The sequence below is a fragment of the Metapseudomonas boanensis genome (assembly GCF_042232855.1).
Taxonomy (GTDB): domain Bacteria; phylum Pseudomonadota; class Gammaproteobacteria; order Pseudomonadales; family Pseudomonadaceae; genus Metapseudomonas; species Metapseudomonas boanensis.
On the sequence record NZ_CP113889.1, the window covers coordinates 5,614,647 to 5,627,866 of the forward strand.

The following is a 13,220-nucleotide window of genomic DNA, read 5'->3' on the forward strand; positions in this document are numbered from 1 at the left end:
GGATGACCCATCTGGCGGCGAGGCTGGCTCAAGAATGGCGCCGCACTGCCAGAGCCTGTCAGTCATCCCCATTGATGGCCACCCGAGTCCCCTTCCCCACCTTTTGTAGCTCCGTAGGCCTCCTCCACCCTGGGCATTCAATTAAATGACGATCGGCATATATACAACTCAATAAAATTATGACCATCATATCTCAGGCGCTCAGTAATCCGCCCTTGGCCGCTCCAGAGGACCGCATCATGAATTACACCCAGCTTGCCCTACTTGCCTTGATCCCCTTGGCCATAAGCGGCTGCAACAGTCAGGCTGAAACCGTGATATCAGCCCCCCAAGCACGCACGGTGCTTGCGGCCGAGGTGCGGTCGGCTGCCCAGCAGAGCGCGCTGTATACCGGCGTGGTGGCGGCCCGCACCACCAGCGACCTGGGCTTTCGTGTCGGCGGCAAGGTGATCGCCCGCAAGGTGGACCCGGGCACCCGCGTCAAGCAAGGTGACGTGCTACTGGTGCTGGACAACACCGACTTCGAGCTGGCCCTGCGCACGGCGCGCAACCGGGTGACCGCCACCGCAGCCGAGCTACGCCAGGCCCGTGACGATGAAGCCCGCTATCGTCGCCTGACCGGAACTGGAGCGGTCTCTCGGCAGATCTATGATCAGGCCAACACTCGTCTGCGGGTGGCCCAGGCCGAGCACGCCGCCGCCACCTCGGAAGCGGCTCAGGTGGAAAATCGCAGAACGTACTCCACCCTCAAGGCCGACGGAGACGGCGTGATCACCGATGTACGGGTGGACCGCGGCCAGGTGGTCGCCGAAGGCCAGATCGTCGCCAGCCTCGCCCACGACGGTGCCCGCGAGGCGGTGATCGATATTCCGGAAACCCAGCGCCCCCTGGCCAACCATCCGGCCCGAGCCTATCCCTACGGCGCCTCGGGCGTCGCTGTGCCCGCCACCCTGCGCGAACTTTCTGCCGCAGCGGACAACACCACCCGCACTTTCCGCGCCCGTTACACCCTGGGGGACGAATCTCCGGCCCTGGCTATCGGCTCCACCATCACCCTGCGCCTCGATGGCACGAGCCAGCAGCAGTTGATGCGTGTCCCGCTAGGTGCCCTGCATGACAAGGGCCAAGGCACCGGCGTCTGGGTCATCGGTAACGACGGCAAGGTCGATCTGCGCTCCGTCAACGTGGTGCGCCTGGAGCAGGAAGAAGCGGTACTGCAGGGTGGCGTGCAACCGGGCGAACGCATAGTCGCCCTCGGTGCCAACCTGCTCAGCCCCGGCGACAGTGTGCGTGAACTGCCAGCACCATCCCTGGCCCTGGAGCACTGAGATGAGCCGCTTCAACCTCTCCGCCTTCGCGGTGCGCAACCGGGCAATCACCCTGTTCCTGATCCTTGCCACGCTGGCCGCCGGAGCCATCGCCTTTAGCAAGCTGGGGCGCGCCGAAGATCCGTCCTTCACGGTCAAGACCATGACCATCACCGCCGCATGGCCGGGCGCCACCGCGCGAGAAATGCAGGAGCAGGTGGCCGACCGCCTGGAAAAGCGTCTGCAGGAGCTGGACCTCTACGATCGGGTGGAGACCATAGCCCAGCCCGGCTTTGTCTCCATGAAACTGCAATACCAGGACTCCACCCGCCCGGCTGACATCCAGGCACTTTTCTACCAGACCCGCAAGAAGCTCTCCGACGAGGCCAAGCGCCTGCCCCGTGGCGTCATCGGGCCGTTCTTCAATGACGAATACTCCGACGTCTATTTCGCCCTCTACGCTCTGGAAGCCGGGCAAATGCCCCACCGCCAGCTGGTGCAGATGGCGGAGGATCTGCGCCAGGGCATGCTGCGCCTGCCCGGCGTGAAGAAGGTCAACATTCTCGGCGAACAGTCCCAACGCATCTTCGTCGAGTTCTCCTACGAGCGCCTGGCCACCCTAGGCCTCAAGCCGGAACAGATTTTCGAAGCCCTGGGCAAGCAGAACGGTGTGGCCCCGGCTGGATTCGTCGAAACCAGCGGGCCGCGCGCCTACATCCGCCTCGACGGTGCCTTCGACAGCCTGAAGCTGATCGAGAATGTGCCGATCAATGCGGGCGGCAAACTGCTGCGCATCGCCGACGTCGCCACGGTGCAGCGCGGTTACGAAGACCCACCGACCTACCGCATTCGCCACCAGGGTGAACCCGCGCTGATGCTCGGCGTGATCATGGAACCGCACTTCAACGGCCTGGAACTGGACAAGTCACTGCAAGCTGAAGAGGACCGCATCCACGCCGAATTGCCGCTGGGTGTGATGTTCGACAAGGTCTCCGACCAGGCCGAGAAGATCCGCATCGCGGTGAACGAGTTCATGCTCAAGTTCTTCGTCGCCCTCGGCGTGGTGATGCTGATCAGCCTGCTGGCCCTGGGGTTCCGCGTTGGTCTGGTGGTGGCCGCCGCCGTGCCGCTGACGCTATCCATCGTCTTTGTGGTCATGCTGATGAGCGGCCGCGAGTTCGACCGCATCACCCTGGGCGCGCTGATCCTGTCCCTCGGCCTGCTGGTGGACGACGCCATCATCGCCATCGAAATGATGGTGGTGAAACTGGAAGAAGGCCTCGACCGCATCCAAGCCGCCACCTTTGCCTGGACGTCAACAGCCGCGCCCATGCTTACCGGCACCCTGGTGACCGTGATCGGCTTCCTGCCGGTGGGCTTCGCCAAATCCGGAGCCGGGGAATACGCCGGCAACATCTTCTGGATCGTCGGCTTCGCCCTGCTCGCCTCCTGGGTAGTGGCGGTATTTTTCACGCCCTACCTGGGGGTGAAGATGCTGCCGAAGATCCAGCCGGTGGCTGGCGGTCATGATGCGCTCTACGCCACTCGTCTTTACCAGCGCCTGCGCGCCCTGATCACCTGGTGCGTAAACCACCGTAAGACGGTTACCGCCTTGGTGGTGGCGGCCTACGTCGTCAGCGGCCTCGGCATGGGGGCCGTGAAGAAACAGTTCTTCCCCAACTCCGACCGTTCCGAGCTGCTGGTGGAGGTCTACATGCCGCCGGGCAGCGCCTTCAAAGCCACCGAAAGCGTGGTCGCCCAGGTGGAGAAGGCACTGCTGGAGGAGCCCCAGACGAAACTGGTGGACGCCTACGTGGGCGGCGGCGCGCCGCGCTTCTTCCTCTCCTTGAACCCCGAGCTGCCGGACCCGGCCTTCGCCAAGATCATCGTGCAGACGGCGGACTCCAAGTCCCGCGACGCCCTGCGCGAGCGCATGCAGGCACGCATCGCCGCCGGTGAATTTCCTTCCGCGCGAGTGCGAGTCACCCAACTGGTGTTCGGCCCGCCGGTGCCCTTCCCGGTAGTGTTCCGCGTGTCCGGCCCGAATCTGGAGCAACTGAGGCAAATCAGTGAGGACGTACGCCAAGTTGTAGCCGCCAACCCTATGACCCGCGACACCTTCGTCGACTGGGGCGAGCGTGTCAGCTCCTATCGCCTGGTGCTGGACCAGGATCGCCTGCGCTTGCTCGGTTTCACCCCCGATGAGGTGAAGAGCCAGCTCAACGCCCTGCTCACCGGCAACCCGGTGACCGAAGTTCGCGAAGGTACCCGCACCGTGGCGGTGATGGTGCGAGCGCAGAATGCCCAGCGGGAGAATCTCGGCGGCATCGAGGGCCTGACCATCACCAACGCCGCCGGCGTTTCGATTCCGCTGGAGCAGGTCGGCCGCTTCCAGCCGGTGATGGAGGAACCGATCCTCAAGCGCCGCGACCGCGACCTGACCTTCGAGGTGCGCGCCGACATCATCAAAGGCACCCAGCCGCCGGATGTGGAAAAGGCCGTGTACGCCGACCTGCAACCGCTGATCGCCAAGCTGCCGATTGGCTACCGGGTGGCTATCGGCGGGCCGGTGGAAGAAAGCGCCAAGGCCAACAAGGCCCTCGCGGTCCTGTTCCCGGTGATGATCCTGCTGACCCTGGTGGTGATCATGTTCCAGGTGCGTTCCTTCGCCCTGATGTTCATGGTCTTCGCCACCGCACCGCTTGGCCTGATCGGCGCGGTTCCCGTGCTGCTGCTGTTCAATCAGCCCTTCGGGTTCAACGCCATCCTGGCGCTGATTGGCATTGGCGGCATCCTGATGCGCAACACCCTGATCTTCACCGACCAGATCGAGCAAGAGCAGGCCCACGGCCGCCCCCTGCGCGAGGCGATCATCGAAGCCACGGTGCGCCGTGCCCGGCCGGTGCTGCTCACTGCCCTGGCCGCCGCACTGGCATTCATCCCACTGACGTTCTCGGTGTTCTGGTCGTCCCTGGCCTTTGTGCTGATCGGAGGAGTACTGGTGGGCACGGTGCTAACTCTGTTGTTTCTACCGGCACTCTGCGCGCTGGTGTTGGGCATCAACCGCGGGGCCAAGGCCAGCACCGGGCCTGACTGGGAGAAGCTAAGCGCGCAGCAGCAGGCGCCTCTGGAAACGCACTAACGTGCGTAACGCCGCACCGCCCGGGCCTGGCGTGGGGCTCCGAGGCATTGCGGCGGCCGGACGCTCGAGCTGGTGAACAACCTTACCGTCTGTGCAGCCCCTGGTGGTTACTACCGAGGCACTGCTGCCTCATAGCTGGACACGCTGCACTATGCCCCGCAGGGTTAAGCTGCTGGAGGAACTGGCCGAAACCCGGGGCGAGTCTAGACAAGAGTCCCGCCGGATCATTCGTAGCGCAGGTCGCTGATGTCGATGGATACCAGCAGTTGCGCCTCGATGGCACGGCCTTGTTCGTCACGTCGATAGGCCCACCGTTTGCCGGGCAGGCGCAGGCCCTGGGCTTCGATGTAGTCATACATGTACTAGGCAGCGGGCAAGCCTGCGCTGACATCGACCTGATAGTCGTGGCGACGCAGCAGGAAATCCGCCCCGAAGTAGAAGTCCTGCACCGTACAGTGGGTCGCCACGCTGACCGGGAAGTGCACCCGCAGCCTGCGCCAGTGCTGGCCGCCCTCCTCCCACGGTGCCAACTCCTCAACCCTGACACCCGGCAGGGTGAACAGGAACGACATGGTCAGGTAGGACCAGAGCGCATAACCATTGAAGTAGGCCCGGTTAAGCGGGTCCCAGGGGGGTGGTTTCCCCGTGGCCATCGAATGACACCCTCGGGTCCGCGCGTTCGGCCACCACGTGCCCGCTGGTGGTTTCGATGGCGATGCGCCCGGGCGAGTATACGGTGCGCTTGTCCGGCGCCCCGAAGGGCATGACCGACGCGCGCCGCTAATGCAGCCAGACACTCATTTCCCGCGGCGCGCTGTCCTGGGTCAGCCCCTTCATGCCCCACAAGGATCCGCCGGTCACGATACTGACGTGCACCGCGCTGAAGTTGTTCCAACGCTCCAGGCCGCCGTGGGCGGTCAACACTTGCGCCAACAATTCGCAGTTCGCATCACTCATGGCGGCAGTCCTCTGTACCCAACTCTGGAGGTTAGTTATAGGCCGCGCCCGCCAGCGGCGGCTCAGTGGGCGACCAGCGAGCGGTCCTGAGGGTCGCCGCTGGCTCCAGCTTCGGCCGACTTCGGTGAAAACTTCTTGCTGCTCAATGGAGTCGTCTGGAAACAAACACCGCTGGAATTGCGGTGGTTCTCGGTGGCGGCGTTGCTGTGCACGGCAACGCCAGCCAGCGAAAAGACGATAGACGTCAGCAGGCTCTTCAGGGTCTTCATCGAATGGCTTCCGCTCGGGTTGTGGGCATCATTCCGGACCACCTTCAGTCATCTCGGCTGCCAAGGGTGGACGGACTAAGTCTCGAAGGACCAGATGTCTCACGTGTGTTGGCCTGCGGCCGATTTGCATGCGAATGTGTACACAGGCGCAGAGGTACGGAAGGTTACAAACCGAGCTAGGCACCCCTTCACCCCGTCACGCCACGGGCATCCCGCCGCACGGCCTGGGGTGGCACGCCGAAGCCACGGAGGAAAGCCTCCCGCATGTGGCGGCGGTCGCGAAACCCGGTTTCCCTGGCGACCACGTCCAAGGAGTGGCGGCTTTGTTCGATCATCAGCCGCGCCGCTTCCAAGCGCAGCCCCTCGATGGCTTTGGCCGGGGAATGACCGGTTTCGTTGGTGAATACGCGGGTGAACTGACGCGGGCTCAGGTGCACGACTTCTGCCAGCTCCTCGACGCTGAGCGAGCGACTCAGGTGGTTGCGCGCATAGTTCAGCGCGTTCTGAATGCGGTCGGACTTGGGTGCCAGGTCGAGCATCTCCGAATGCTGGGACTGCCCGCCGAAGCGCCGCTGGTGCATCACCAGCTTGCGGGCGACCGAGCGGGCCGCATCCGCGCCCAGGTCCTTCTCCACCATGCCGAGGGCGAGGTCGAGCCCTGCGGTCATGCCGGCGGAGGTCCAGATGGGCCCGTCGATGAGGTAGATGCGGTCGTCCTCGACTTCGATGTCCGGATAACGCTTGCGCATTTCATGGGCAAAGGCCCAATGGGTCGTCGCACGGCGCCCGGCCAACAGGCCCGCCTCGGCCAGCACGAAGCCCCCGGTGCAGACGCCCACCGTACGCCGTGCCTGGCTGCCGGCCTGACGCACGAAGTCGAGGGTAGCCTCCGGAGTCGGCGCTGCCAGCGGGTCATTGACCCCGATGACCATCCAGGTGTCCGCCAGGCGGGGCGCGTCCAATGGGCGCGTCTCGACGGCCAGCCCCAGTGAGGAGCGCACCAGTCCGCCAGCCGGAGAGAAGTTCTCGATGCTGTAGAAGGGTTCCTTCGCGGCGAGGTTGGCGTACTCGAATACGGTCTGGGTGGCCAACGAAAGCACCTGGAAACCATCCATCAGCAGGTAGCCGATTCGATGCATGTGCGCCTCCGAGGATGACCTAAAACATAACTCTAAATGTCATTTAAGACATAGTAAAAGCGCCGCACTCTGCTCTCCAGTCCCACCCCACCCTGGAGAAACGACATGACCCACTCCCATCCCGGTACCGCACTCATCACGGGCGCCTCGTCCGGCATCGGTGCGATCTACGCCGACCGTCTGGCTCGCCGTGGCCACGACTTGATCCTGGTCGCCCGCAATCGTGAGCGCCTCAATGCGCTGGCCAAGCGCCTGAGCGACGAAACCGGAAGAAACATTGAGGTTGTGGTTGCCGACCTTGCCAACAAGGCTGATCTGGCACGGGTCGAAGACATTCTTCGCAAGGATTCCAGCATCACGACGCTGGTGAACAACGCCGGCGTCGGTGCGACCCATCACTTGCTGGAGTCGAACGTCGACGAGCTGGAGAACCTGCTCACCCTCAACGTGAACGTGCTGATGCGCCTGACCTACGCGGCCGCGCCGGGCTTCGTCGCCCAAGGTGGCGGCACCATCATCAACATCGCCTCGATCGTCGCCATCGCGCCGGAGAAACTAAATGGCGTGTATGGGGGTTCCAAGGCCTTCGTCCTCGCCTTCAGCCAGTCCCTACACAAGGAACTGCACGACCTAAACGTCAGGGTCCAGGCCGTACTGCCCGGCGCAACCGCGACCGACTTCTGGGCTGCGGCCGGCACACCTGTGGAGTACTTGCCCAGCGCCATCGTCATGCAGGCGGATGCCATGGTGGATGCTGCACTGGCCGGCTTCGACCAGGGCGAGTTCGTCACCATTCCCGCCCTCCCGCACATCGCGGATCTTGAGGCTTATGAAGCTGCGCGGCAGAAGCTGATGCCGTACCTGTCCTTGAACGCCCCAGCCGCACGCTATTCCAAGTGAGTACCAGCGCGTCTCAGCCGATACCGCAACAGATGCAGGAGCGAGCAGCGCTCGCTCCTGCATACGGCCTATTAGGTGGCACTGACGTCCTTCTCCGCTGCGTCCCGCTCCTGCAGCAGCTTCTGGATGATCGCTTCCTGCTCCTTATAGTCGCCTTCACCGATGTGCAGGTGACGAACCCGGCCGTTGGCATCGACGAAGTAATGCGCCGGCCAGTACTGGTTGGTGAAGGCATTCCAGATGCGGTATTGATTGTCGATCGCCACCGGATGCTTGACCCCCAGGCGGACGGTCGCTTCGCGCACGCTGTCGATGACCCGCTCGAAGGGGTATTCGGGCGTGTGCACGCCGATCACCACCAGCCCCTTGTCCGCGTAGCGCTGCGCCCATTGGTTCACGTAAGGCAGGCTATTCCTGCAATTGATGCAGTCGAAGGTCCAGAAGTCCACCAGCACCACCTTGCCACGCAGCTGCTCGTTGCTCAGCGACGGGGAGTTGAGCCACTGGTTGGCGCCCTCCAGCGATGGCATCGAGCCCAGGTCAGGCAGTTGTCCAACTCCCTCGGCACGGGCGTTGTTCACCAGCTTATCCATCAGCACCGGAACACCGTCGATCACCTTGCGCTCCAATTCGGCCGCGAGGCGGGAGTCACTAACGCCGGCCAGGCGATCTGTGATACCGGTGGCGATGCCGACGACCGCCAGCAAGGCCAGGGCGCCGGTACCGCGGCGCAGCCATTCCACCGCACGCAGCGACAGCTTGGCTCGCTGATACGCCCTACGCCCGAGGAAAATCAGTACGCCCATCGCCACGGCGCTGCCAAGGCCAAAGCAGAGCAACAGCAGGCTGGTGGAGGCGCTGGCACCGTTGAGCATCGCCCCGGACAATATCAGGCCCAGGATGGGGCCGGCACAGGGCGCCCACAGCAGGCCGGCAGCAAACCCCATCAGCCAGGCCGAGAGCGCCGGAGGCAGGCGGCGCGCCTCGCCGTGCAGACGATCCCCCAACCACAGCCAGGGGCGCGACACCCAGATGCCAAAACGACTGGACAGCAGGGCCAGCGCCGAAACGGCCAGCAGCACCAAGGCGAGGTTACGCCCCCACTCGCTGGCATGGATCACCCACTCGCTGGGAACCACCGCCAGGCTCGCCAACACGGCAAAACCCGAGGCCAGGCCGGCCAGGGTCAGCAAGGGCGACCAAGCCGGCCCTCCGGCACGGGAGAACAACAGGGGCAGGACAGGAAGGACGCAGGGACTGAACAGCGTCAGCACCCCGCCAAGAAAGGCGACAATATACATGGGCACCTCATTGAAGAGCGGGCCCCAAAGGCCCTGGGCATTCGACCCACGCCGTCACGACGCGGGAAGGCATGTGGTGGCTCAATTTTGGTTGGCGCAGGTGTCGGCAAGCTTGCGATACGCCAGGCTGCGCAACTGGCCGTTGGAGTCCAGGTACTCCATGCGCGCATCGACCACCTGGCACAGGATGGAGGCCTCTTCGTGAACCCCCACCACTTTCCTGATATCCAGGTGCATACCGTAGTGGTAACGCTCGGGCGCGACGCTTTCAGCGGCCTGAACCACAGGACTTGCAAAGTTGTAGGTGGTTGCCAGCAGGCAGGCGGCGCCCAGGGACAGGATTTTCATGACGTTTCTCACCAATGGGAAATAGGACGGATGCACCACTGCATCCGTTGGGTGCCTATTCCACCGGTGGGAGGTATCGCCGATATGTCCGCAGCTGCCCGCCATTACCCGACCAGGTATCTCCAGGCGATCCTGATACAGAGGGATACTTTCAGGCCACTGTGCAATCGCAGGTATCAACGGGGCGCTGGATACACTGCAATACAAAAGGCAGCGGGCAAGCACCGCGTTGACCGATACATTAAGCCGCGCATTCATCAGAAAGAGGTATGTCCATGGACCATGTCGATCACATCCTTATCGTCGACGACGACCGGGAAATCCGTGAGCTTGCCGGCAACTATCTAAAGAAGAACGGCCTGCGCGTGAGCCTGGCCGCCGATGGCCGGCAGATGCGCGCCTTCCTCGAAGGCAACGCGGTGGACCTGATCGTGCTCGACATCATGATGCCCGGCGACGACGGCCTGAAGCTGTGCCGCGAGCTACGAGTGGGCAAGCATAAGGCCACGCCGGTGCTGATGCTCACCGCGCGCAACGAGGAGACCGACCGAATCGTCGGCCTGGAGATGGGCGCCGACGACTACCTGACTAAGCCCTTCTCCGCCCGCGAGCTGCTGGCGCGGATCAACGCCGTGCTGCGGCGCAGCCGCATGCTGCCGCCCAACCTGCAGATCAGCGAGAGCAGCCGGCTGATCGGCTTCGGCAACTGGCGCCTGGACACCACTGCCCGGCACCTGCTGGACGAGGCCGATACGGTGGTCGCTCTGAGCGGCGCCGAGTATCGCCTGCTGCGCGTCTTTCTCGACCATCCGCAGCGGGTGCTCAGCCGCGAGCAGCTACTCAACCTCACTCAGGGTCGCGAGGCGGACGTGTTCGACCGCTCCATCGACCTGCTGGTGAGTCGCCTGCGCCAACGACTGCAGGACGACGCCCGCGAATCAGCCTATATCAAGACGGTCCGCAGCGAAGGCTATGTCTTCTCGCTGCCCGTGCAGCTGATCGAGCCGACGACATGATGTCCCTGCTCCGCTGGCCGAGCACGCTGGCCACACGTCTGGCGCTGATCTTCCTGACCGGGCTGGTACTGGCCTATGGGTTGTCCTTCGCCTCGCAGTTCTACGAGCGCTACCAGACCGGTCGCGACGTGATGCTCGGCAACCTGGAGCATGACGTCAGCACTGCCGTGGCCCTGATCGACCGCTTGCCGGCGGATGAGCGCGCTACCTGGCTGTCGTTACTGGCGCGGCGCAACTATCGGTACCGACTCGACGAAGGGCTACCAGGCGTCCCCATGGACATGGACCAGCCCTATATGGCGGCGGTTTCCATAGAGCGGGCCATCGGCGAGCGCTATCGCCTGCGCTTCGAGAACATTCCCGCCCCTACGCCCCACTTCCAGGTGCACCTGATACTGAGCGACGGCAAGCCACTGACAGTGGACGTCACCCCCGGCCCGATTCCCGTGGCGCAGTGGCTACCGGTAGTGCTGATCCTGCAACTGGTGGTGCTGCTCGTCTGTACCTGGCTGGCGGTACGCATGGCCATCCGCCCGCTGACTCGCCTGGCCCACGCTGTCGACCACCTTGACCCAGACGCTTCAGGCCCGGTACTGGACGAACGCGGACCTCAGGAGGTCGCCTACGCCGCCCGCGCCGTCAACGAGTTGCAGGGGCGCATCGGCGCCTACCTGAAGGAGCGCATGCAGCTGCTTGCGGCGATTTCCCACGACCTGCAGACCCCCATCACCCGCATGAAGCTTCGCGTCGAACAGATGGAAACTTCAGTTGAGCGCGACCGACTGTGGAGTGACTTGAACGAAATGCAGCATCTGGTGCGCGAAGGCGTGGCATACGCCCGCAGCATGGACGGCGCCAGCGAAACCCTGTGCCGTATCGACCTCGACTCCTTCCTCGACAGCCTGGTCTGCGACTACCAGGACAGCGGCCAGGCGGTGAGCCTTTCCGGCTCCAGCGGCCTGCTGCTGGAAACCCGCCCCCATGCGTTGCGGCGCGTACTCAGCAATCTGGTGGACAACGCCCTCAAATACGGCGGAGGCGCTCGGGTGGACGTACAACGGGATGTACAGGGCAAGGTTCGGGTGCAGGTGCTGGACGAGGGGCCAGGCATAGCCGAAGAAGAGCTGCAGGAGGTGTTCAAACCCTTCTACCGGGTGGAGAGCTCGCGCAACCGCAGCACCGGCGGCACCGGCCTAGGACTGGCCATCGCCCTGCAGCTGAGCCAGGCGCTGGGAGCCCGCCTGATCCTGCGCAACCGCGAGCACGGCGGCCTGTGCGCCGAACTGGAACTCAATGTAACGGGCTGAGGCGACGATACAGAGCGATACAGGACAGCCCCCGGCAGACACATCCGGGACACGCCGGCCGGCGAGCATGACACGGACAGCGCGGTGGCATTCCGCCGACCGCGCCCCGTTTCCAGGAGTTCGCCCATGAATCTGCCCGTTGCACCCGCCAGCCTGCATGGCTGGCGCCTGTTCAACCTGCTAGCGCTGCTCGTGCTCGTCGCCACCGCGCTGGCCTTGCTCTGGCAGCCACAGCTGGTGGAGGCGCTGCGCAGCGCCATCCGCGTCACCGCCCGTACCTCCTTCGCCCTGTTCCTGATCGCTTTCCTCGCCTCGTCGCTGGCCATCCTGCTGCCCAGCCCGACGACCCGTGCGCTGCTGCGCGAGCGACGCTTCTTCGGCCTGGCCTTCGCCTTCTCCCACCTGATCCACGGCGTGCTGATCCTGACCTACGGGAAGCTGTTTCCCGAGGTGTTCTGGACCGGACGCTCGGTGGCCGCCAACATCCCCGGCTCGGTGGGCTACCTGTTCATCCTGCTGCTCAGCCTCACCTCCTTCCCCAGCGCCATGAAGGCCCTCGGCGGCCGCGGCTGGAAGGCCCTGCACAGCAGCGGCAGCTGGGTACTGGCGGCGATCTTCTGCCTGTCGTTTTACAAGCGTATCCCGATGAGTCCCTGGTATGTGCTGGGCTTCGCCCTGATCTTCTCCGCCATCGTGCTCAAGCTCACCGCCAAGCTGGCCCAGCGCCTGCGCCGCAATGCCCAGTCGGCCCGCGCGCCGCTCGCCACCGCCCGCTGATTCGAGGTCACCATGCACTACCCTGCACTCGCCCCACTGAAAAACGCCTTCACCCACCTCAATCGCCTCGGCACCTGGAGCGCCGACTTGCCCCTGCGCCTGTTCCTGGCCTGGGAATTCTTCGAGTCCGGTCTGGAGAAATGGAACGGCCAGAACTGGTTCGTCGATATCCAGTCCGCCTTCCCCTTCCCCTTCAACGTGCTTCCGGCCGACCTCAGCTGGCAGATGTCCATGTGGGCCGAACTGATTGCCCCCTTGCTCCTGCTGCTGGGCCTCGGCACCCGATTCGCAACCTTCGTACTTATGGGGCTGACTGTGGTCGCCATCTCCGCCGTGCACTGGCCGGAACACTGGTCGACCCTGTCGGAACTCGCCCAGGGCTACACCATCAGCGACAAAGGCTACGGCAACTACAAACTGCCCCTGATCTACTTGATCGCAGCCATGCCCTTACTGCTCAACGGCTCCGGGCGCTTCAGCCTCGACCACCTGTTGTTCCGCCGCAAAGCCTGATTTGGCTGCAGCACAAAGCCCACATATCCGGGTGGATACGTGGGCTTTTTTGTGGGGGACGTGCTCGTACCCACTTGACCAACCAATTGCATCAGATTTGACCAACAGGCAGGCGCCCATAGGTGAGCAATACAGCTTCGTGAAATGTCTGCTTGCGGCAGATTCTGTTGAAAATGGCGGTTTTGTGGTGGCCAGCCGGCCAGGTGCGCCAGCATCAAAAAACTGGCTGCGACCTCGGTCGACC

At 64.0% G+C, this 13,220-nt stretch carries 14 protein-coding genes; 7 read left to right on the forward strand and 7 right to left on the reverse strand.

Annotated features, from left to right (window positions below):
* Window positions 1-239: 239 nt before the first annotated feature.
* The gene (locus tag OXH74_RS26045; protein ID WP_375739511.1) at window positions 240-1,328 is read left to right on the forward strand and encodes an efflux RND transporter periplasmic adaptor subunit; all 1,089 of its coding nucleotides are present in this window, start codon (window positions 240-242) and stop codon (window positions 1,326-1,328) included.
* Window position 1,329: 1 nt separating this feature from the next.
* A complete protein-coding gene (locus OXH74_RS26050) occupies window positions 1,330-4,449 on the forward strand; it encodes an efflux RND transporter permease subunit (RefSeq protein ID WP_375739512.1) in 3,120 nt (1,039 codons plus the stop codon).
* A 224-nt stretch (window positions 4,450-4,673) separates the two neighbouring features.
* Here the strand turns inward: OXH74_RS26050 and OXH74_RS26055 are convergent, their stop codons facing one another.
* The 5 genes from OXH74_RS26055 to OXH74_RS26075 form a co-directional block, all read right to left on the reverse strand.
* A complete protein-coding gene (locus OXH74_RS26055; RefSeq protein ID WP_375739513.1) occupies window positions 4,674-4,808 on the reverse strand; it encodes a hypothetical protein in 135 nt (44 codons plus the stop codon).
* Window positions 4,809-4,811: 3 nt separating this feature from the next.
* Window positions 4,812-5,102, reverse strand: a complete 291-nt coding sequence (locus OXH74_RS26060; RefSeq protein WP_375739514.1) for a hypothetical protein — start codon at window positions 5,100-5,102, stop codon at window positions 4,812-4,814.
* 127 nt (window positions 5,103-5,229) lie between these two features.
* Complete coding sequence (locus OXH74_RS26065; protein ID WP_375739515.1) at window positions 5,230-5,406, reverse strand: hypothetical protein; 177 nt, start codon at window positions 5,404-5,406, stop codon at window positions 5,230-5,232.
* Between the two features lie 62 nt (window positions 5,407-5,468).
* A complete protein-coding gene (locus OXH74_RS26070) occupies window positions 5,469-5,675 on the reverse strand; it encodes a hypothetical protein (RefSeq protein WP_375739516.1) in 207 nt (68 codons plus the stop codon).
* Window positions 5,676-5,863: 188 nt separating this feature from the next.
* On the reverse strand, window positions 5,864-6,814 hold the full coding sequence (locus OXH74_RS26075) for a GlxA family transcriptional regulator (RefSeq protein WP_375739517.1): 951 nt from the start codon (window positions 6,812-6,814) through the stop codon (window positions 5,864-5,866).
* Between the two features lie 105 nt (window positions 6,815-6,919).
* Here OXH74_RS26075 and OXH74_RS26080 point away from each other — a divergent pair, with 105 nt between their 5' ends.
* Window positions 6,920-7,714, forward strand: coding sequence for an SDR family NAD(P)-dependent oxidoreductase (locus OXH74_RS26080; protein WP_375739518.1), 795 nt, complete (start codon window positions 6,920-6,922; stop codon window positions 7,712-7,714).
* A gap of 71 nt (window positions 7,715-7,785) precedes the next feature.
* On the opposite strand, the gene OXH74_RS26085 is transcribed toward OXH74_RS26080, so the two are convergent.
* Entirely contained in the window at window positions 7,786-9,015 is a 1,230-nt protein-coding gene (locus tag OXH74_RS26085; RefSeq protein WP_375739519.1) for a cytochrome c biogenesis protein DipZ, read from the reverse strand.
* A gap of 81 nt (window positions 9,016-9,096) precedes the next feature.
* Window positions 9,097-9,363 carry a DUF2790 domain-containing protein gene (locus OXH74_RS26090; protein WP_375739520.1) on the reverse strand — a complete coding sequence of 89 codons (267 nt, stop codon included), beginning with the start codon at window positions 9,361-9,363 and terminating at the stop codon, window positions 9,097-9,099.
* 275 nt (window positions 9,364-9,638) lie between these two features.
* Between OXH74_RS26090 and OXH74_RS26095 the strand changes: the two genes are divergently transcribed.
* From OXH74_RS26095 to OXH74_RS26110, 4 genes are all read left to right on the forward strand, one after another.
* On the forward strand, window positions 9,639-10,379 hold the full coding sequence (locus OXH74_RS26095) for a response regulator (RefSeq protein WP_375739521.1): 741 nt from the start codon (window positions 9,639-9,641) through the stop codon (window positions 10,377-10,379).
* Window positions 10,376-11,686 (forward strand): ATP-binding protein, encoded by a 1,311-nt coding sequence (locus tag OXH74_RS26100; RefSeq protein WP_375739522.1) that lies wholly within the window; start codon window positions 10,376-10,378, stop codon window positions 11,684-11,686. The genes OXH74_RS26095 and OXH74_RS26100 overlap by 4 nt, the downstream gene beginning before the upstream one ends.
* Window positions 11,687-11,812: 126 nt before the next feature.
* The gene (locus OXH74_RS26105; protein ID WP_375739523.1) at window positions 11,813-12,463 is read left to right on the forward strand and encodes a hypothetical protein; all 651 of its coding nucleotides are present in this window, start codon (window positions 11,813-11,815) and stop codon (window positions 12,461-12,463) included.
* Between the two features lie 12 nt (window positions 12,464-12,475).
* Window positions 12,476-12,976 (forward strand): DoxX family protein, encoded by a 501-nt coding sequence (locus tag OXH74_RS26110; RefSeq protein WP_375739524.1) that lies wholly within the window; start codon window positions 12,476-12,478, stop codon window positions 12,974-12,976.
* The last annotated feature ends 244 nt before the right edge of the window (window positions 12,977-13,220 follow it).